Below are 19,978 nucleotides of genomic sequence, written 5' to 3' on the forward strand. Positions count from 1 at the left end.
CATGATGCCCTTATTCCTAATGATTACGGGCTTGGTCATCTGGCAGTTCAAGGCTAAGTCGCGCCGAAAAAGTAAAAGCTCTTCCCGCACCTACCAATTCCCCCTACCAACACAAGCTCCTTCAATGAGTTCTACCGAATAAATAAAAAACAAGCACCCCAGAGGCAACTTCATGTAGAAGTGTAGCCGGGGTGCTCGTTTTATCTTCGTTTTTAAGACTCTTCATTCTTCAATCGTCATTATTATTGTTCTTTGAATCTGTATTCCGAACACCCCAATTCCAACGAGAGTCGGAGCTTTTATCATTCTCCGACTTTGGTGTTGGCCTTATGAATGGTCTAACAGTCGGCATGCCGGAAATTACCGGCTTGGGCGTTCCTCTTGGCTTTGTCGATGACTTTGAATCATTCTCATTTTTGTCGTCCCGATGGTCAGGCCTGGGCGTTGATTTATTGTCATCATTATTATTATTATTATCGTTCTTGCCATTTTTGTCGTTCTTGTTGTCGTTCTTGTCATTCTTTGAAGGCGTTGCCGTTGTTGGCTTCACATTAGTCTTGCCACTGTTATCATTCTTACCGTTCTTATTATTGTTGTTATTTTTATCGTTCTTGCCATTATTATCGTTGTTCTTTTCTTTGGTCAGTTTTTCGTTTTGAATTTGCTGAATTTTTTCGCTGAGTTTACCGGATTTTTCATCTGCGATAAGTCTTTGCAGAGACGACTTATCAATCGGCTTATCCGGTTTTACCAGCTTATCAATTCCGCCGTTATCCTTGGCTAACTGATGAATCGATACGCTTTTAATATCATCTAAGGATACTTTCGCACCATTGTCTACCGCATTGAGATAAATTGCATATTTCCCGGCAGATACACCGCTAGCTAACGCCTCTTGTCTCACTTCTTGCGGTGCAGCGAACGCAGTCACCTCATAATTTTTCACTTGATCCGGATGGGTTTGCACAATATGCTTGCTGACCTGCTCTTTCAGCTTGGCAGCAATCGCCTCATCGTTCACAACCGTCTGTTGTCCCACGACTGTAGAGCTGATTATGATATCCCCTTCACCCTTAGCAAGTGCTCCCTGCTCGGCTTTATCAAGAATTTCGGATGTGATCGCTTCTAACGACTTCCCCTTGAAGACTAACGTTCGAATTAAGTCCTCACCATCTTGATTTAGCCCTTTTAAATCCAGAACAACTTCATCGTTATCAATACCAATCTCTACACTAGGATTGATATCTATAGTTACGTAGGCAACCACTTGGCTACCTGGAATGGTTCCTGTCAGCGTTGATACTAAGACAAAGCATAATACGATTGCGGCCGCCAATCCTGATAAAATAGCCATTTGCGGTATTCGCAAACGCCGCTTCACAGGTGCAAACAGTATCTCTTCACCAACTTCACAATTCCGTGTTCCCCTTGGAAGCTTCTCGAACCGACCCTCTGGATTCATGACAATAATGGAACTCTCGCTTAATTCCATGACGATCCCCTTGTTCATACGCTGTTCGTCCTTTCTTTATGCTTTCCTCATTCTCGAATATGTAAATAATCCCGCAAGTAAGGATATGGACCGTTAAAGATGAGAGCAATCGCTATCAAATATTTACGGTTTCGCTCCAATGTTTTTCTGGAAACCTGTACCTGCTCCAGCAGCTCTTTAATGGGCAGCTGCCGTTTCGTCAGAAGAGTACGCATAAGTTCTGCATCCTGTGCTAGCGTGCGACCGATACCAAACAGCATCTGTCGGGAATCGTCGTGTTTAGGGGATGCTTCTGTCAATTCAGAGAAATCGATATCAAAATCACTTAAGCATCGGCTAAAATCAGTAATTTCACTTCGCCGTTCTTCAAGTCCCTTTTGCTTTTCATAAGCTTCGATAGCTTGATGAACTTCAATCGGATTGAGTAGGTTATCTTCATCATCTTCCTGATCGAATGAACTATAAGGAATCTGTCCTTTGAAACGCTGTTCTTTGCGCAAGAAATCAATTAATCTCCTCCGCATGACTGTTTCTGCAAAGCCAAGGAAGGACCTTCCCATGACGGCAGAATATTGATTAATAGCTTCATTAAAGGCCCCTAAAGCAATACTGAATTCATCATCTCGCGCCGGATCGATATATCGTTTACAAAACCTACTTGTAACTTTAGCCACATAGGGCTGGTAGTCGGCAATAAATTGATTCCTAAGTCGTAGGTCTCCTGCTTGAATTTGATGTATGGTTACCTCAAGGGAAGAGGCATGGGGTTCACTTTGTCCCTGGGATTCCTTCTTCCCAAGAAACCGTTTGAATAGTACCAGTAGCACCTTTCCACCTCACAGTATAGTAGTTTCGTCCCTATGTATAACAATTCGGGGGGTACGATTTAAGGAAAACACAAATAAAAAGTAAAGTTATTATACCATACATGTTCAAATCTGCACCTAATGGCAAATAAAACCTTTGGTCGTGATTTCATTTTAACCCTAAATCCTTTACAATTAAGGGTATGGAGGTGTTTCATTTGGAACAAGGCAATCACTTTGGCAAGTTTCTCGAGACGCTGCGAGGTAAAATGTCCTTACGTAAAGTTGCAAGTAAATGCGGCTTATCTCATGCCTACATTAGGGACTTAGAGCTCGGACGTAATCGTACCACGAATGATGTTATCAAGCCATCCCCTGACACCTTGAGAAAGCTATCACAAGCGTATCAGTATCCTTATACGGATTTACTTATGAAGGCAGGATATCTTGAAGAAGCCTCAACTTGGCAGACTCCCCTTCAAATCCGTTTAGATAACGTCTGGTATGTTGAGTTCGGCATTAAATCTATCCAATATGTTTCGCCAGAAGGAATCATAGAGGAAAACGTAGAATCTCTTGTAGCCTTCACTAGCTTCATAGAAACATTAATTGACCACCATTTTGTGAAATTGGACATGCACCTATTCGTTAATCTGAACAAAATAAAAAAGTATGCCCCCTCAGAAGGCAAACTTTATTTTGATACTTATGATGAAGGTCCTTGTGTCACCATCGCCGCTATATCACAGAAGAAATATCACCAGACGCTTCTTGAATATGAGGCTCGTAATACAGGTCTTGTTGTGGAAACCGATTCCTGCGTTCGCCACTCATCTTTGAAAGCCAAGTTCCTTACCTAGCATGACATAGATGAAGAGCACAATTGCTATGCTTAGCATTTGGATCGGCATCAGTGCGCTGAGTACGCTATATGGATACGAATGACGGTATGCGATGCCGAGAATAACGACGACAATGAAGAGATAGAATCCTACATTTTCTTGCGTCAGCGGTATTCTCGTGTAATTCGATAGAAAAGTAAATCCGAGTCTAAGCTTTATAATGGCAAGAAGAACACTGCATTTCGCCATAACGGTTAAAAGTAGAATGATAACTGTTGTTAACGGGTCATCTTTCATGTTTGCATAGTCAGTGAACTGGGTCAATTCACAACCAATAAGGACACCTGTAGCCACAATGACGGACAGGATATATCCTGATAATGCTATGATTAATGCAGGCACTAGATTAAATTTCCAAACAGCCATAAGTAACAAACAAATGATACTTACGTATAATAATGGCCAATTATCAAAATAAGCGACCATCGTTCCTGCTAGTGCAGCGAACGATATTTGTATCCAATGTGGTTTAAGTCTTTGTCTGAATAATACCAATGAGAATAAAATCATAGGGACAAAATCAATACAGGTTAGGATAAACTTCACCCATGTAAACAAATACGAATCCCTCATTCCTAAGCTTGCTCTTAGATAACTTACTACTTAAAGCCACACCTAGAACTATACAGGATAACTGTTCTTTTGCCTTCAAAGTGGAATAAGTTGGCTGTTTCTGAGCATAAGTTGACAAAGGATGCATGGGGACAATGGGTGAAAGGATTGGAGTGCGATGAACGTATGGGGCACCGTTTCACTGTTGCCATCGTGGAAGATAATTATTGGGCCGGCAAATTACTTGAAAGCTACAGCCAGCAATGCGGATTAAACGTCATCTCAATCGTTTCTGATGGCGAACAATTTATTCGATTATATGACCAGCTGCTGCCCGACATATTGCTCGTAGATATTGGATTGGAAGGGAATTTAGACGGCATCACCATGGTTCAGTCCTTAAGAAGGGCCGGTTATCAGCAGAAGGTCATTATGGTTAGCGGAACGACGAATATTGATCATATATTGACGTGTTTTCATGACCTGGGATCCCTCTACTTTCTATCCAAACCTGTGATGTTGCCTAAGTTTCAAGCGGCTATTCGGAAGGCCATTGCGGAGGTGCAATTGGAGCGAAGTCAGCTTATACAAGCACCAAAACCTACCAGTGCAAGGTGGATTACTGTCAAAAATCAAAAATCACAGCTGCCCATCTCGGAGGACTCCATCCTCTTCGTAGAAAAAGAAGACAAGCGTTTGACAAGGATCCATCTTGTGAATGGAGCTCACATGGAATCCAGCACAAATTTATCGGATATACTGGCTCAGAGCTCCCCTCATTTGTTCAGCCCATTCAAAGGATTCCTAGTCAATATGCGACATGTGGTTTCCTATGTGAAAGAAAGCGGATTTCCTACTTCGCGAAGATTTCTTATTCATTTGAACCATACTCCCGTGAAAATTCCTTTAAGCAGAAACCTGCAAAAGGAGTTTGCGCGATTACTGCAGGAAATTCATACCAAGGTCTAACAACAAATAGCCACTCCCTCTTCCGTTAGGAAAAGAGAGTGGCCTTTATCATGCAAACCTCTACATATGCTTTGAGGCTTTTTTGTTTTTCAGCTTATCTCGTCTTACACTCAGCATCTTCAAACGTTTCATAAGCTGATCTTCCCATTCGGCATCGCTAATGGACTTAGCGACTCCCAGCAGGTCAAGCGCCATGTCGATTTGACTGCGCACAATATCCATAGGCTCTTCGCCCTCATGGTTGACACAATTGTCATGCAGCAGATGATCCTTGCCATCTACGTATTCCACAAAATCAACCTCAGGAGCCCCGTCCCCGTGGGCGTATTCCGCAAGTATCTCGTATTCGTTCTCCACCAGATAGTGAACCTCAATGCGGTGACATACCGGGCAGAAGAGAATGGGCACATTGTGAATTTGTGTGCGAATATGCTTTAATGTTCCTTTCGTTCCAATCATACTGGCACCACAACAAAAACTCATGGATATCCCTCCCTTAGCGCTTTCCGTGAGGAAAGCTTGCATCGTAAGCATAAACTTTGTTTACCCGGATTAATCCAATATATTCGCCGGAAAAGTATGAAATTCCTTTTTTACATGGACAGCTAGATTTTAGCAATCCACGCATATTTTTCTGGGTAAAGGCGAATGCTTTTACAGTCAAAAGGTATAAAAAAGCGTTAACCAGAAAAGAGGAATCACCTTGAAGGCTTTACCTATCGCAGGGTTCGAGGTTCCCGATCGATATCATAAGGACTTACTCCATCTTATGGTCGTGGGTGCACATTCGCTCTATGTCTATTGGGAAATAAGTGACAGACGGAGGTGGCTTGTTGCTCAGCATTTTGAATGCGACTATGGGGCGATGCCCAAAGTAATACGCTTGTACGACGTGACCAATATGTACTTCAATGGCAGTAACGCACATGCTTACTGGGACGTAACGACGCTACCTGAAGCTAATAATTGGTACCTTCACTATCTAGGTGCTAACCGTACCTACATCGCGGATATCGGCACTTACACTTGGGAACACGAGTTCATTCCTCTACTTCGTTCCAATTGCGTTGCAACTCCTAAGGATACAGAAGCGATATGGGGAGAACCGATTCAAGCGGTTGTACCGGAAGCACAATCTGATCGTGTCTATAATCGAATCATGCCATATTTTTTCGAAAATATACAAGTCTATTCTCCCTATGTGAGGTGACAATATCCCTTGATCAATCGAATCAAATCGAAGCCCGAGCTCAAGGGATATTTCGCCCTCGTGCTGCATGCTCACCTTCCCTACATCCGTCACCAGGATCAGGACGATGTTATGGAAGAGCGGTGGTTTTACGAAGCCATGACGGAAACGTATTTACCTTTATTGGAAGTTATGAATCATCTATCTCGTGATCAGATTGATTTCCGCATGACCTTTTCCATGACCCCGACTCTGCTTTCTCTGTTCAGTGATCCGCTCATGCAAGAAAGGTACCGCGCTTACCTGAGCAAGCTAATCGGACTGGCAGATGCCGAACAAATTCGTTTGCAGAAGAACCCTTCTCTCCTTCCTCTGGCCATCCGGTATTCGGAACGTTTCCGTGAGCTTCAGAATCTGTACAATAGCTGTAAAGGAAATGTCATTAAGTCATTCAAACACTATCAAGACTTAGGTCTTATTGAAATTGTTACATCCGCAGCAACGCATGGATTTCTTCCTCTCATGAAAACAGAAGAGGCGATAAAAGCGCAGATTATGACCGCTGTGCGTGATTATGAGCGTCATTTCGGCCAAAAGCCGCGCGGCATTTGGTTACCCGAATGCGGCTACACGCCTGGTATTGACCGCATCTTGAAGCAGGCCGGCATCCATTATTTCTTCACGGATTCCACAGCCGTTGCTTTCGCTTCACCACAGCCAAATCGAGAATTAGTTGCCCCGCTCATGACACCTTACGGCGTAACGGCATTTCCTCGTGATCCGGAATCCGCAAGTCAAGTATGGAGTGACGATAACGGATATCCAGGAGATTTTAACTACCGCGAGTATTATCGCGACATCGGCTGGGATCTCGGCTGGAATGATCTCGAGGAATGGGCATATATAAAGCCTCATGTGCTGCCTACGAATGAACGGGTGAACACAGGGATTAAATACTATCGCATCACTGGAAATGGCAACCACAGAGAGCCTTATCATCCAGAGTTGGCCTTGAAAAAAGCTGCTGAACATGCTGATGATTTCTTGACGAATCGCCAAAAACAGGCCCAGCATTGGCACCGCTGGCTGGATCGTAAACCCATCATCGTAGCGCCCTATGATGCAGAGTTGTTTGGCCATTGGTGGTACGAAGGCCCGAGCTTCCTTGAACAGCTCTGTCGTAAAATGTTTCTCGATCAGCACATAGTTAAGATGATTACACCTAGTGAATATCTGAATGAATATCCCATAGCCGATGTCGGCAAATTGAACGAATCCAGTTGGGGGCGCAACCACTCAGCCGAAGTATGGCTGCAAGGGCATAATGACTGGATTTATCGTCATCTTCATCAAGCCGAAGAGCGTATGATTCTGCTTGCAACAAAACATGAGCATCTGGGACGCCATAGTATGTTGAGCGCGGGAGTGCTCAAACGGGCTTTGAATCAAGCCGCAAGAGAGCTCATGCTGGCTCAAAGCAGCGATTGGGCGTTCATAATGGACTCACAGACCGTTGTCGATTATGCCATTCGCCGAACGAAGAGTCATCTTGGCTGCTTCCACCATCTCTGTGATCAGGTGGATCGGGAGCTTGTAGACGAGATACTCTTAGCTGTTATAGAAGAGAAAGACAACTGCTTCCCTGCTATCGATTATCAAGATTACATCAGCATACAGCGGCTTTCCCCAATTCCTATTATTCCAAGTTTAATGGACTGGGAAACATTACTGGAGGAAACGAAACACCGTCCGAACGTGTTCATGCTTGCTTGGGAATACCCGCCCAAACATGTCGGCGGCTTATCAACAGCCGTCCATGAGTTATCTGAAGCTCTTGCCGCTCGCGGGGAAAATGTGCACGTCATCACAACTTCAGCCGAGGGTGCGCCTTCTTTTGAAAGGATGAATGGTGTTTATGTACATAGGCTCCCAGTTGATCATTCCGGTGATACTCACTTTTACCACTGGACATTCGAAATGAATCTCGCGATGATCGATCATCTTGTCAAATGGAATGAAAACGGAGGCCGAATCGACCTTTTGCATGCGCATGATTGGATGGTCTTCCATACCGCAAGAGAAATAAAAGCCAGCTACGGCATCCCTTTAATAGCCACAATACATGCAACCGAATGGGGAAGGAATCAAGGAAATCTATACTCCGACTTGCAGAAGAAGATTCATCACTTAGAGTGGAAACTGACTTATGAGGCTAACCGTGTTTTTGTATGCAGCTTGTATATGAAAGAGGAAGTAGGACGTATATTCAACCTTCCTTCCGATAAGGTCAGTGTGCATCCGAACGGTATTCAGATTCTAAGTCCAAGTAAGGAGAAGATGAACCGACCTGATGTCGTTGCGAATCAAGACAAAGTCATATTTTACATTGGAAGGCTTGTTTATGAAAAAGGTATTCAAATTTTACTTGCTGCCATGCCCAAAATCCTTTCACAAGTCCCGCGGGCTAAGCTCATTATTGCCGGATCAGGGCCGATGGAAGGCGAACTTCGCTCCCAAGCTGCTCATCTAGGAGATCGCGCCTTGTTTACCGGATTCGTTCATGATACCTATCGTACACAGCTTTATCAATCTGCGGATGTTTGTGTTATTCCTAGTTTGTACGAACCTTTCGGTATCGTTGCCTTGGAAGCCATGGCCAACCGCAAACCACTCGTGCTCTCCGATACAGGCGGTTTAGCTGAAATCATTAGACATGGTGTTGACGGCTATAAGGCTCTCCCAGGGCATGTGGATTCGTTAGCTTGGCATATTACTGAAATGCTGCTGCAGCCGCAACAGGCCGCCAAGATGGCCGATAACGCCTACCAATTGCTTCAACAGCATTACCAATGGAGCCATATCGCTCAAAATATCCAGGATGAGTACCGAAAGCTGACCTACTACCAACCTGTCATTCAAGTCGAAGCAAGACTCTAAACTTACGCTTACGATGCTAGTTTTGTAAAAGCAAAACTCTAAGGCTCATGCTTACGAAGCAAGTTTTCTTACGAAAACTCTAAGGCTCATGCTTACGAAGCAAGTTTTCTTACGAAAACTCTAAGGAGGACCCCAAATGAAGGCTGTTATTATGGCCGGAGGTAAAGGAACGCGACTTCGTCCCCTTACTTGTCATCTCCCCAAGCCCATGGTGCCTCTCCTTGGAAGGCCCTGCATGGCATATATCATTGAACTGCTTCAAAGAAACGGCATTCATGATATTGCCGTCACGATGCAGTATAAACCTGAAGTGATACGCGACTATTTTGGCAGCGGACAAGCTTTTAACGTTAATCTCCATTATTTCGAAGAAACAAGCCCTCTAGGTACAGCTGGAAGCGTCAAACAGGCACACAAATTTCTAGACGATACCTTTCTTGTCATTAGCGGGGATGCGCTAACCGATTTCGATTTGAAGCAAGCATTGGCTTTTCATAAAGAAAAACAAGCAAAAGCTACTCTAGTACTGACTCGTGTCAGTCACCCTCTGGAATATGGCGTTGTCATGACCAATGAGGATGGCCTTATTACTCGTTTTCTGGAGAAACCAAGCTGGGGGGAAGTGTTTAGCGACACGGTAAATACCGGAATTTATATCTTAGAGCCAGAGATGCTGGAACGTGTACCGCTGGGGCAAGAATTTGATTTCAGTCAGCAGCTTTTCCCTGCTTTGCTCGAAGAAAAAAATGGTCTCTATGGGTATATCAGCTCTGGTTATTGGATGGATATTGGCAACCTGCAGCAATATCGTCAAACCCAGTTTGATATGCTCGATGGGAAAGTTCAGCTAGACATACACGGCACACAAATCAGCCCCCGCGTTTACATAGCAGATGATGTAGAGACAAGTGCTACCGCACATATAGTCGGACCTGCTTTCATTGGGAAAGGGAGCAGGTTGGAAGATGAGGTAGAGATTGGTGAATACTGCATCATCGGGCAAAATAATCGGCTTTCCAAAGGAAGCAAGCTGACGCGAAGTGTGTTATGGGATCATAATCACATTGCACAGTACAACGAATTGGCCGGTTCCACATTGACCAGTCGCATTGTTTGCAAAGAGGCCTCCTATTTGGGGGAAGGCTCTGTAGTCGGCAATCATGTGGTCATCGGCGCGAAGTGCCGTATTGAGCCCAATGTGAAAATATGGCCCCATAAACAAATTCGTGAGAAGACTCGTCTTCATACTTCTTATATTTGGGGTGATCACGCTGTCAAAACATTATATAAGACACGCGGGGTAAGCGGCATTCCTAATCTGGATTTAACACCGGAAATGGTCGCTAAATTCGCCACAGCCTACGGAGCAACCTTAGCCTATGGTAAAACGCTCACAGTTAGCTGTGCTCCTCATACGTTCACTCGTTTATTAAAGCGAACACTGACGGCAAGCCTACAATCTGTCGGTACGCACGTCATTGATTTAGGGGATTGTTTGGCTCCTGCGGCTTGCTTTGCTATTCGACATTTAGGTGCCTCAGGAGGAATTCATCTCGATTGGTCCGGCAATGAGAACGAGGAATGCAGTCTATCCTGTATGGACGCTGAGGGACTACCCATTGCGAAATCAACAGAGCGTAAAGTGGAAAATAGCTTTTGGCAGGAAGACTATGGGCGGGCTTCTATGAAGCAGATTGGCAGCTACAAGGATGAAACTCATTGGTTCCAAACGTATATAAACGCACTAGCCCAAGAAATCGCAATCGAACGAGAAAACTTGCCTACGACATCATTGCGGATTGTCATTGAAGCAAGTTCCTGGCTGCAGCCTTTTATCGTTCCATTTTTCGAAAAATTGGGGATTGAAGCTATCCATGTTACATCTACAAGTACGCAAGAGCCGCTTCTACCTATTATCCCGTTAGCTGGTGCGAGTCTTGGATTACGCATCCACGATGATGGCCGCACCCTGCAGCTAGTGACAGAGAAAGGCGAAATCGTAGATAACGATTTGCAAACCGTTTTTCTCTATCTGTGTTATCTGCACAGCCGCCCAGGAGCAACCATTGGTGCTCCCGTAAGCGCCCCCGAACTCCTTGAAAGCATGGCTGAGGGGCTAGGTGCGAAGATTGTTCGTACGAAGGAGTGGTCTCGTGCCATCCTCGAAGCTACGCTAGAAGCGAGGATGCATCCGCTGTTCGATTCTCTTTTCGCCATTGGGTTAGTCATTCTTCATCTGGACAGAACAGGCATTCCACTCTCGGAGCTGCTCTCCTTGTTTCCGAGCTTTTATCTCCATCGTGAACGAATCGATTGCCCTTGGGATTCCAAAGGAGAAGTGATGCGGAGCATGATGGAAAGGACGAAGGATACACCTGTCGAGCTGGTCGACGGTATTAAATTTTATCATGAGAATAGTTGGATCCTGCTGCTTCCGGATGCTGATGATCCTGTTTTTCAACTCGTTGCGCAATCGACAGTTCCTGAGTTTGCCGAGCGGCTTGTCCATTCCTATCGGGACCATATTCTAAATGTGCTTCAATAAGCATAAATATAGTACAGATATATCCAATTCGGGTTTTCCGAAGTCTTAAGATGAAGGGGAGAGCGGCGTGAATATGATTCCAAGCATTTCTAGACAGATCGATTTTGTGCAGTATGACGATCAATCTTCCAGCATGACAGTTCAGTATCATACCGGTTTCAAAGCATCTTATACCAATGTAAAACAGGATGAATATCTATTGGTTTTCACATCCGTGAATCGGTATGATTCCTTAATGAGACTTACGGAAACCCGGTACATGGAAGGCCAAAATCCAACCAAGTAGAGGATATACATGAGATCTCCCCCTTTTTTATAAGGTGGAGATTTTTCGTTTGTAGGTGCATATGCTACAATATTGTTCAAAGGTCCATGCGGCTTATCCCATTACTACCCTGAAAAAAGGTGAGTCTGATTCCTACCCAAGCTCTCTCTGTTGATCGAACTGATAGGGATACCCTCCACTTGCTCGTACAGTCCCCGACTGTCCTGTTTGCCTATTGGCAGCTCTCTGCCAGAAAAGGCAGAATGGTGCATGAACATTTCGATGCAGACTGGCAGACGCTTCAGCCGACATTGCGCTTTTATGATGTAGCCGATCAAGGGGTCGACAGCCATAGAGCCGACAGGGTCTCAGAGCTTCCGCTTCCTCAAGGTGCATCCTGCTTTCTAGGCGGCTTTGACCCAGGCCAACGTTACTTCGCGGATCTCGGTATTGTGAATGATCAGGGACAGTTTCTCCCGCTTTTGCGTTCCAATACGATTCTGACTCCTCATATAAATACGAGTCATGAACTTCCTTCTCACCAAATAACGAATGAACAACAAGTTATATATCGGCCTGCTGCCGTTCCCTTTCAGCTAAAGACGCCTGAAGCTTATGAGCATTTCTCTGCCTATTCGGTGTATTCGCCGAAGACAGCATACTCTGCAGATACGGAATCCGGAGGCGATACAGATTGAGCACAAACGTAAACGGTTATGTCGCTTTGCTTTTGCATGCCCATATCCCCTACGTTCGTCATGAGGAGTCCAACATCACCTTAGAAGAACGCTGGTTTTTCGAAGCGGTTGTGGACAGCTATCTTCCTCTGATTGAAATGATGGAGCGTCTGCTCGAAGAGGATGTGCCCTTTCACCTCACATTATCCTTATCCCCGCCGCTGCTTGCCATGCTGGAGGATTCAGGCCTCCAAAAGAGGCTTCGAAAGCATCTAGCCTCACTGTGTGAACTAGCTCAGCGAGAAGTCTTCCGCCTATGGGGTCATGCCGACTTCGGCCCCACAGCGAGGCTCTATGCCGATCAATATCATCGGCTGCTTGCTTTGTACGATCGCCTTCGTGGCGATCTGATCGGTAAGTTCCGCAGCCTAAGAAACTCAGGCTGCTTAGAATTAATTACGTGCGCCGCAACGCATGCGTTCTTGCCGCTGGTCAAGAACGACCCCGCGCTGCGCGCGCAGCTTGAAGCCGCCGTACAGGAATTCCGGCGGCATTTTGGGTCTGCTCCGGCAGGCATCTGGCTGCCGGAATGCGGGTATACGCCTGCGGTGGAGCCCCACCTGCAGGCGATGGGCCTACGCTACTTCGTCGTCGACGCCCATGCTCACGCACAGGCGGTGACGGCGAATCAAGCACAGGGCAGGGCAAATGCAAAGAGCACGGCTGGAGCCCCGCTCCGCACGCAGAGCGGGGCCTGCGCCTTTGCTCGGGACCTCGAAGCCGGCGCTCAAGTATGGAGCGCAGAAGTCGGGTACCCGAGCGACGCCGACTATCGCGAATATTATCGCGATATCGGCTACGACCTCGGCCGCAGTGGCGGTGCCGAGTGGGAGTACTTGAAGCCCTATGTGCTGCCGGACGGTAAACGCATCCATACGGGCTTCAAGTACTATCGCGTCACCGGCGCAGCCGCTGGTGACGCCAAAGCGCCCTACCACCCGGCAAGGGCCGCTCAGAAAGCTCAGCAGCATGCTGAGCATTTCGTCGCTAGCCGGGTGGCGCAGCTTCGCCGCCTCGCTGAGGAGCGCGAGGCGCAGGCTTTAGCCGTTGGCTGCAGCGCAGCGCGGCCTGCGGCACCGCCGGTCATCGTATGTCCATACGATGCCGAGCTGTTCGGGCACTGGTGGTACGAAGGCCACCAGTGGCTTGAGGCAGTGCTGCGCGGGTTCGCTGCCGCGCGCAGCCATGATGACGTAGTCGCAGATACGACTACGTTAGGCGGTTACGCCGCCGCCCATGCACCGACCACGGAAGCGAAGCTTCCCGTGTCGAGCTGGGGCCGGGGCGGCTATGCCGAGGTCTGGCTGCAGCCGCGCAGCCAGTGGGTTCATCCGCTGCTGCACGCGGCGGAGGATCGTCTGGTACTTGCTGCGCAAAAGCACCCCAACCCGCAGCTGCTCACTGGGATGCAGCAGCGTGCGCTTAACCAAGCCGCGCGAGAGCTGATGCTCGCGCAGAGCAGCGACTGGACGTTCATCCTAGATGCAGAGACGGTAACCGACTATGCGGTGAACCGTATTGAAACGCATTTATCCCATTTCCATAAATTGCTTAACGCGCTAGAAACTGCATGCTCAGACAAAGAGCTTTCTGAACTCGTGATTTCCTTAGAACGGAGATCCCCTTTTTTACCAGAGCTTCACTACCTTCTTTTCCAACCTAGCTCTTTTAGCAGTTCTTTCAGTGGCACAGCCACTAGCTCTTCCATAAGCACAACAGCAGGCCCTGCTTCATCGTCTCCATTCGAAGTACCATCGATTTCTATAACGTGCATTCCCTTTTCCAACACACACTCAACCTTGCGCATTCTCATGCTCGCATGGGAATATCCGCCACGTGTGATTGGCGGTCTCGCCCGAGCCGTTTGCGACCTATCTAGGCAGCTTGCTGCATCCGGCCATGAGGTTCATGTCATAACATGCCTTACTCCCGATTGTCTTCCTTATGAGCTATCCGATGGGGTGCATATTCATCGCGTAGAGGTTCTTCAATCAACCGGAACTACTCACTTCCTTGATTGGGTATTTCAAATGAATTTGGCTTTCACCGATTCGGTCCTTCGCTTATCTGAGCAAGGCATGCTGTTCGATATCATTCATGCCCACGATTGGCTTGTCTTTTACGCAGCCAAAGAATGTAAAAGTGCGCTTCATCTCCCGCTTCTTGCAACGATCCATGCCACCGAGTATGGTCGAAATCAAGGGAAGCTGGATACCCCGGTGCAAAAACGGATACATGCGTTAGAAAATAAGTTAGCCGACGAAGCCGATCAGCTCGTTGTATGCAGTCTTTATATGCAGCAAGAAGTGATGCGTCTCTTTCAAGTACCTATGCATAAAATAACTCATATACCTAATGGTGTTGTTCCTTTTCGCGCACCTGCAGCTTCCCTTCAGATTGTTAACCCGCTTCTCTCTAATGCTCTTTCTAGAGATTCACAAAATCGAATTCTTGCTTTCCTCGGAAGGCTTGTATATGAAAAAGGCGTGCACATCCTCATATCCGCCATGCGGCTCGTGCTCAAACGTTACCCCGAAGCTAAGCTGGTTATCGCTGGCTCCGGACCTGAGCTTGAAGCGCTCCAACAACTAGCCGCTCCACTGGGTGACCGGGTTAGCTTCACTGGTTTCCTAGATGAAACAGACAAAAATCTGCTTTTGCACACCGCAGAGCTCTGTGTATTCCCAAGTCTCTATGAACCATTTGGTCTTGTAGCTTTGGAAGCAATGGCAAGTGGTACGCCGCTCATCGTTTCTGATACTGGTGGTCTTGCTGAGATTGTGGACCATGGTATTAACGGCTGCAAAGTGCCGCCAGGGGATGCGAACGCACTAGCTTGGCAAATCACCCAGCTTTTGCAAAACCCCAATATCACAACTCAACTCACTGGAGCCGCTTCGACTAAAGTCAGCGACACCTTTAGTTGGGAACAAATCCGTACACGAACTACAGAAACTTACAAAAAATTGATTCTCCTTCACTCCCAAAAATCGGGTATATTCCTGCATCAGAAGGAAATAATAAAATAATATGGGTAACTATGTCAGTTTGTAAGCGTGACCAGTCTAAATTTTCAGCATTATTTCAAAGAATGATTGATTCCTTGGTAATAATTAGGTAACCTATTGGCAGGCCCTGTGCTAGCAATGTCCTGCAATTGCATTGCAAGAGACGCGATATCCAAAGGCGGATACCTCAAGGACGGTTCATAAATCGCGATCATACAAACGAGTGGGGAAGTGATTTTTAATGCCTAGACACCTGGTCATCGGAAACGGAAAATTTCTTATTAACCTAGATCAGCATTCCTACATGCGTGATCTCTATTATCCTTTCGTAGGCCAGCTTAATCATATTGGCGGGTATCAATGCCGTGTAGGTATATGGGTAGATGGCGACTTCGCTTGGTTGAATGCCCCCGAGTGGCAATTCAAACTTGGTTACGTGGAGGATTCGCTCGTCACCGAAGTGACTGCTGCGCATCCCGGTCTTGGCATCACCCTGCTCATGAATGACGGGGTTCATCAACGCGAGGATATTTACCTTAAACGGATCCAAATTACGAATCACACTGGTACCGTTCGTGAAGTACGGATGTTCTTCAATCAAGACCTACTCATTAATGAGACCGAAGTTGGGGATACAGCCGCCTACTATCCTTTGACCGATACGGTATTCCATTATAAAAAAGACAGATATTTTATGTTTAACGGCAGTACAGGAACGGAAGGCATTTATCAATATTCTACAGGTGTCAAAAGATTTTTTAACGCCGAGGGAACATGGCGCGATGCGGAAGACGGCCATCTCATGGGAAATGCCATCGCACAAGGTTCAGTAGATAGTACGATTTCATTTAGACTTTTCGTTCCGCCTAACGCCAACCAAACACTTTACTATTGGATGGGTGCAGGCAAAACACTGGAGGAAGTCAAGAAGCTCGACGCCTATGTGAAAGACAGCCATCCTGGCAAACTTCTTGACCGTGTGACGGTTTACTGGCAAAGATGGGCAAATAAAATTGATCGTGATTACGGTGATTTGAATATTGATGTTCAACGACTTTTCAAACAAAGTCTGCTGCTTGTCAGGACTCAAACAGACGTGAACGGTGCTATCATCGCCGCGAACGATTCCGATATTATGCAGAGCAACCGCGATCATTACAGCTATATGTGGCCCCGAGACGGCGCTTTAATTGCTTATTCCATGTCGATGGCTGGCTACCAAGGTATGATTATTCCTTTCTTTAACTTCTGTGCGAACGTGCTGTCACCCGAAGGTTACTTGCATCATAAATACAATCCGGACGGCACGGTAGGCTCCAGTTGGCATCCATACATTCATTCCGGACGTGTACAGCTTCCTATTCAAGAAGATGAAACAGCCCTAGTCTTATTTGCACTTTGGCAGGATTTTCAGAAAAATGGAAGCCTCGAGTTTGCCCAATCCCTTTATCGCAACCTCATTCGCAGAGCAGCCAGATTCATGTCCACATATATTGATCAGGAATTGAATTTGCCGAAGCCCAGCTACGATCTTTGGGAGGAGCGTTACGGGATTTATACGTTTACAGCTTCAGCCGTGTATGGCGGACTTATTGCTGCTTCCAACTTTAGCAACCTGTTTGGTGACGAAGAGCGAAGCAACCGCTACAAACATACAGCTGAGAAAATTAAATCCGGTATCCTCAAGCATCTGTGGGACGAGAAAGAAGGTCGATTCGTTCGCGGCTTGTACATGGAGGATGGCGAATGGGTTAAGGATATGACGCTCGAAAGCTCCGTTTACGGCATCTTTGAATTCGGCGTTCTGCCTGCAGACGATGAGCGTGTTGTGGGCACAATGAAAGCCAATAAAGCTGGTCTCATGATCAAAACCGAAGTTGGCGGCTTCGCCCGCTATCATCATGATTATTATTTCCAACGCTCCACAGATATTGAAAATGTGCCAGGTAACCCTTGGATTATTTGTACGTTGTGGATAGCCGAGTGGGAAATCGAATACGCCAAAACACTGGCTGATCTCGCGGCCCCGCGCCAAACGCTCGAATGGGTCGTCAAACACGCGATGGAAAGCGGCGTTCTATCTGAACAATTAGATCCTTTCACAGGTGAGCCGGTATCTGTTGCTCCACTCACTTGGTCACATGCAACTTATGTGCTTACCGTTGTAAAATATCTCAATAAATACAAACAGCTGACGAAATAATCAAACAAGAAAAGCCGTTCCCCATGGAACGGCTTTTCTGTTGACTACCTACTCCATTAGATTATTCTGCCCATACGTCTGCGCATCCCAGAGCTGCTCCAGCTCCGACGGTTCACTACATGCCACTCTAAATAACCACCCTTTATCATATGGAGATTCATGCAGCATCAGCGTAGCCTTTTCCAGCAGCATATTAACGGCTGTCACTTTACCGGATAAAGGTGAGAGCAGATCGTGTTCACTTTCGGCGGTCTCCACCGCGCCTATATAATAACCTTGCCCCAACACCGCACCCTGCTCCGGGAGTTCAATGAACAGAATCATGCCCAATTTCTCCAGGCCTCTTTCGGTTAGGCCAATAACAGCCTGATCCGCTTCTTGGCGTATCCAGTAATGATCTCTCGTATATTTCAAATTCGTAGGTACTGACATAGACGCACTCCTTCATGAAGAAAAAGCTCCCCTGCCCGCATTCGCATGCCAACAAGAGGAGCTTCTCTATGTATTAAAGCTTTATTTTGCAACCAGATTTTTGTCGCCTGGTTTCCAATTCATTGGGCACAATCCGCCGGATTGAAGCGCTTGAAGAACACGAAGTGTTTCTTCAACACTGCGGCCTACGTCGTTGTGGTTAACAACTTCGTATTTCATTTCGCCTTCTGGATCGATGATGAAAAGACCGCGAAGCGCGATACCTTCTTCATCAATCAGAACGCCGTAGTCACGTGCTACGGATTTCGTAATATCAGCAGCAAGAGGGAATTCCAATTTGCCAAGACCATTGTCATTGACTGGTGTATTGATCCAAGCTTTATGCGAGTGGATACTGTCGATGGAAACACCAAGAATCTCCGTGTTCAATTCTTTGAATTGAGCAGCAGCATAACTAAGTGCTGTGATTTCTGTCGGACATACGAAAGTGAAGTCCAATGGATAGAAGAACAATACTAACCATTTTCCTTTGTAATCTGACAAAGAAACTTTACCAAATTCTTTACCATCACCAGTAGCTGTCTCCATTGTAAAATCCGGAGCTTGTTTACCTACTAAACGCTCTGCCATGTGTATAATTCCTCCTCAAATCTATCTTATTCGTATAAAATGGTACCATCCGCCTACTTGAAAGTCAATAATTAGATTAGATACTATATAATAATTATTATTAAATATGAAGGCTTGATGAACAATAAAAAAGCCGCCCTCCGAAGCAACTTACTGCCTCGTCAGACAAGCTTTTTTTCTTATTTACGCATAGCGTCTACGATCAGTTGGCCCATAGCTATTGTTCCAATCGCTTTGCTCTTATCAACAGCAATGTCGCCTGTACGGTGACCCGCATCCAACACTTCTTTCACCGCGCGCTCGATGGAATCCGCTGCTTCGTGATAGCCGAAAGTCAAACGGAACATCAAAGCAACAGATAGAATTGTTGCGATCGGATTGGAGATGCCTTGACCTGCGATATCAGGCGCTGAGCCGTGTACGGGTTCGTACAAGCCAAAGCTGCCTTCACCAAGAGAAGCAGATGCCAGCATACCGATGGATCCTGTCAGCATCGCTGCTTCATCACTCAAGATGTCACCGAACATATTTTCAGTCACAATCACGTCGAAGCTGGATGGACGACGCAGCAATTGCATTGCACAGTTGTCCACGAGCACGTGCTCGAGCTCAACATCCGGATAATCAACAGCAATACGATTCACAGTTTCGCGCCATAGACGGGAAGTTTCCAGAACGTTCGCTTTATCAACGGAAGCCAGCTTCTTACGACGCGTTTGGGCAATTTCAAACGCTTGACGAGCAATACGCTCGATTTCCGTTACATTATAGGCACAAGTATCTACAGCTTCTTGACCGTTCGCTGTTTCACGACGGAATTTCTCACCGAAATAGATCCCGCCTGTCAATTCACGAACAACGATCAAATCTGTGCCTTCCAGAACTTCAGGCTTGAGCGTGGAAGCTTCTTTCAAGCAGTCAAAAATGAAAGCTGGACGAATGTTCGAGAACAATCCAAGCGCTTTACGAATACCGAGAAGACCTGTTTCAGGACGAAGCTCTTTGGAGTTGTTGTCCCATTTGGGTCCGCCAACAGCCCCGAGAAGCACTGCGTCTGCGGATTGGCACACCTTCAGCGTTTCTTCCGGAAGCGGCGTACCTTTCTCATCAATTGCTATACCGCCGAACAAGGCATGCTCTGTTTCAAATTGATAACCGAATAATTCTTCGGTACGTTTCAATACTTTTTCCGCTTCTGCAACGACTTCTGGACCAATGCCGTCTCCAGCGATTACAGCAATTTTTTTTACATCTGCCATGACTGCCATTCACTCCTTAGATTAGTAAAACTGCTATGTAAGCATTTACTAT

At 46.3% G+C, this 19,978-nt stretch carries 16 protein-coding genes; 9 read left to right on the forward strand and 7 right to left on the reverse strand.

The genetic code is table 11. The annotated features are described in order from the left end of the window. Positions 1-229: 229 nt before the first annotated feature. Both BLT91_RS06650 and sigI read right to left on the reverse strand, forming a co-directional pair. Positions 230-1,510, reverse strand: coding sequence for an anti-sigma factor domain-containing protein (locus BLT91_RS06650; RefSeq protein WP_090818418.1), 1,281 nt, complete (start codon positions 1,508-1,510; stop codon positions 230-232). Positions 1,511-1,539: 29 nt separating this feature from the next. After that, a complete protein-coding gene (gene sigI, locus BLT91_RS06655; RefSeq protein WP_090818422.1) occupies positions 1,540-2,319 on the reverse strand; it encodes an RNA polymerase sigma factor SigI in 780 nt (259 codons plus the stop codon). A 197-nt stretch (positions 2,320-2,516) separates the two neighbouring features. On the opposite strand from sigI, the gene BLT91_RS06660 reads away from it, so the two are divergent. Beyond that, positions 2,517-3,158 (forward strand): helix-turn-helix domain-containing protein, encoded by a 642-nt coding sequence (locus tag BLT91_RS06660; RefSeq protein ID WP_175532123.1) that lies wholly within the window; start codon positions 2,517-2,519, stop codon positions 3,156-3,158. Here the strand turns inward: BLT91_RS06660 and BLT91_RS06665 are convergent. Further along, positions 3,129-3,773, reverse strand: a complete 645-nt coding sequence (locus BLT91_RS06665) for a hypothetical protein (protein ID WP_141224938.1) — start codon at positions 3,771-3,773, stop codon at positions 3,129-3,131. The two genes, BLT91_RS06660 and BLT91_RS06665, sit on opposite strands and share 30 nt — an antisense overlap. Before the next feature lie 69 nt (positions 3,774-3,842). Between BLT91_RS06665 and BLT91_RS06670 the strand changes: the two genes are divergently transcribed. Continuing rightward, complete coding sequence (locus BLT91_RS06670; RefSeq protein WP_141224939.1) at positions 3,843-4,721, forward strand: LytR/AlgR family response regulator transcription factor; 879 nt, start codon at positions 3,843-3,845, stop codon at positions 4,719-4,721. Between the two features lie 60 nt (positions 4,722-4,781). Here BLT91_RS06670 and BLT91_RS06675 read toward each other — a convergent pair whose 3' ends face one another. Continuing rightward, entirely contained in the window at positions 4,782-5,204 is a 423-nt protein-coding gene (locus tag BLT91_RS06675) for a hypothetical protein (RefSeq protein ID WP_090818434.1), read from the reverse strand. 220 nt (positions 5,205-5,424) lie between these two features. Between BLT91_RS06675 and BLT91_RS06680 the strand changes: the two genes are divergently transcribed. The 7 genes from BLT91_RS06680 (at position 5,425) to BLT91_RS06710 (ending at position 17,605) form a co-directional block, all read left to right on the forward strand. Beyond that, on the forward strand, positions 5,425-5,931 hold the full coding sequence (locus BLT91_RS06680; RefSeq protein ID WP_090818437.1) for a DUF4912 domain-containing protein: 507 nt from the start codon (positions 5,425-5,427) through the stop codon (positions 5,929-5,931). Between the two features lie 9 nt (positions 5,932-5,940). Beyond that, a complete protein-coding gene (locus BLT91_RS06685) occupies positions 5,941-8,847 on the forward strand; it encodes a 1,4-alpha-glucan branching protein domain-containing protein (RefSeq protein WP_090818440.1) in 2,907 nt (968 codons plus the stop codon). Positions 8,848-8,983: 136 nt separating this feature from the next. After that, positions 8,984-11,392, forward strand: coding sequence for a sugar phosphate nucleotidyltransferase (locus tag BLT91_RS06690; RefSeq protein WP_090818441.1), 2,409 nt, complete (start codon positions 8,984-8,986; stop codon positions 11,390-11,392). A gap of 67 nt (positions 11,393-11,459) precedes the next feature. Beyond that, a complete protein-coding gene (locus BLT91_RS06695) occupies positions 11,460-11,678 on the forward strand; it encodes a hypothetical protein (RefSeq protein ID WP_141224940.1) in 219 nt (72 codons plus the stop codon). A gap of 119 nt (positions 11,679-11,797) precedes the next feature. Further along, positions 11,798-12,355 (forward strand): DUF4912 domain-containing protein, encoded by a 558-nt coding sequence (locus BLT91_RS06700; RefSeq protein ID WP_090818447.1) that lies wholly within the window; start codon positions 11,798-11,800, stop codon positions 12,353-12,355. After that, entirely contained in the window at positions 12,352-15,423 is a 3,072-nt protein-coding gene (locus BLT91_RS06705) for a 1,4-alpha-glucan branching protein domain-containing protein (protein WP_090818450.1), read from the forward strand. The genes BLT91_RS06700 and BLT91_RS06705 overlap by 4 nt, the downstream gene beginning before the upstream one ends. Before the next feature lie 220 nt (positions 15,424-15,643). After that, the gene (locus tag BLT91_RS06710) at positions 15,644-17,605 is read left to right on the forward strand and encodes a glycoside hydrolase family 15 protein (protein ID WP_090818453.1); all 1,962 of its coding nucleotides are present in this window, start codon (positions 15,644-15,646) and stop codon (positions 17,603-17,605) included. Positions 17,606-17,653: 48 nt separating this feature from the next. Here the strand turns inward: BLT91_RS06710 and BLT91_RS06715 are convergent, their stop codons facing one another. The 3 genes from BLT91_RS06715 to leuB form a co-directional block, all read right to left on the reverse strand. Then, entirely contained in the window at positions 17,654-18,037 is a 384-nt protein-coding gene (locus BLT91_RS06715; protein ID WP_090818457.1) for a glycine cleavage system protein H, read from the reverse strand. Between the two features lie 81 nt (positions 18,038-18,118). Then, a complete protein-coding gene (locus BLT91_RS06720) occupies positions 18,119-18,667 on the reverse strand; it encodes a peroxiredoxin (protein WP_090818460.1) in 549 nt (182 codons plus the stop codon). 179 nt (positions 18,668-18,846) lie between these two features. Beyond that, positions 18,847-19,926, reverse strand: a complete 1,080-nt coding sequence (gene leuB, locus BLT91_RS06725) for a 3-isopropylmalate dehydrogenase (protein ID WP_090818463.1) — start codon at positions 19,924-19,926, stop codon at positions 18,847-18,849. Positions 19,927-19,978: the final 52 nt, after the last annotated feature.

It is taken from the genome of Paenibacillus sp. yr247, from assembly GCF_900103825.1.
Lineage (GTDB): Bacteria > Bacillota > Bacilli > Paenibacillales > NBRC-103111 > Paenibacillus_E.

Coding starts and splice junctions, on each gene's coding strand:
- BLT91_RS06675 (WP_090818434.1), bottom strand. CDS start 5,204: ATGAGTTTTTGTTGTGGTGCCAGTATGATTGGAACGAAAGGAACATTA.
- BLT91_RS06650 (WP_090818418.1), bottom strand. CDS start 1,510: ATGAACAAGGGGATCGTCATGGAATTAAGCGAGAGTTCCATTATTGTC.
- BLT91_RS06720 (WP_090818460.1), bottom strand. CDS start 18,667: ATGGCAGAGCGTTTAGTAGGTAAACAAGCTCCGGATTTTACAATGGAG.
- BLT91_RS06665 (WP_141224938.1), bottom strand. CDS start 3,773: ATGAGGGATTCGTATTTGTTTACATGGGTGAAGTTTATCCTAACCTGT.
- BLT91_RS06690 (WP_090818441.1), top strand. CDS start 8,984: ATGAAGGCTGTTATTATGGCCGGAGGTAAAGGAACGCGACTTCGTCCC.
- leuB (WP_090818463.1), bottom strand. CDS start 19,926: ATGGCAGATGTAAAAAAAATTGCTGTAATCGCTGGAGACGGCATTGGT.
- BLT91_RS06710 (WP_090818453.1), top strand. CDS start 15,644: ATGCCTAGACACCTGGTCATCGGAAACGGAAAATTTCTTATTAACCTA.
- BLT91_RS06715 (WP_090818457.1), bottom strand. CDS start 18,037: ATGTCAGTACCTACGAATTTGAAATATACGAGAGATCATTACTGGATA.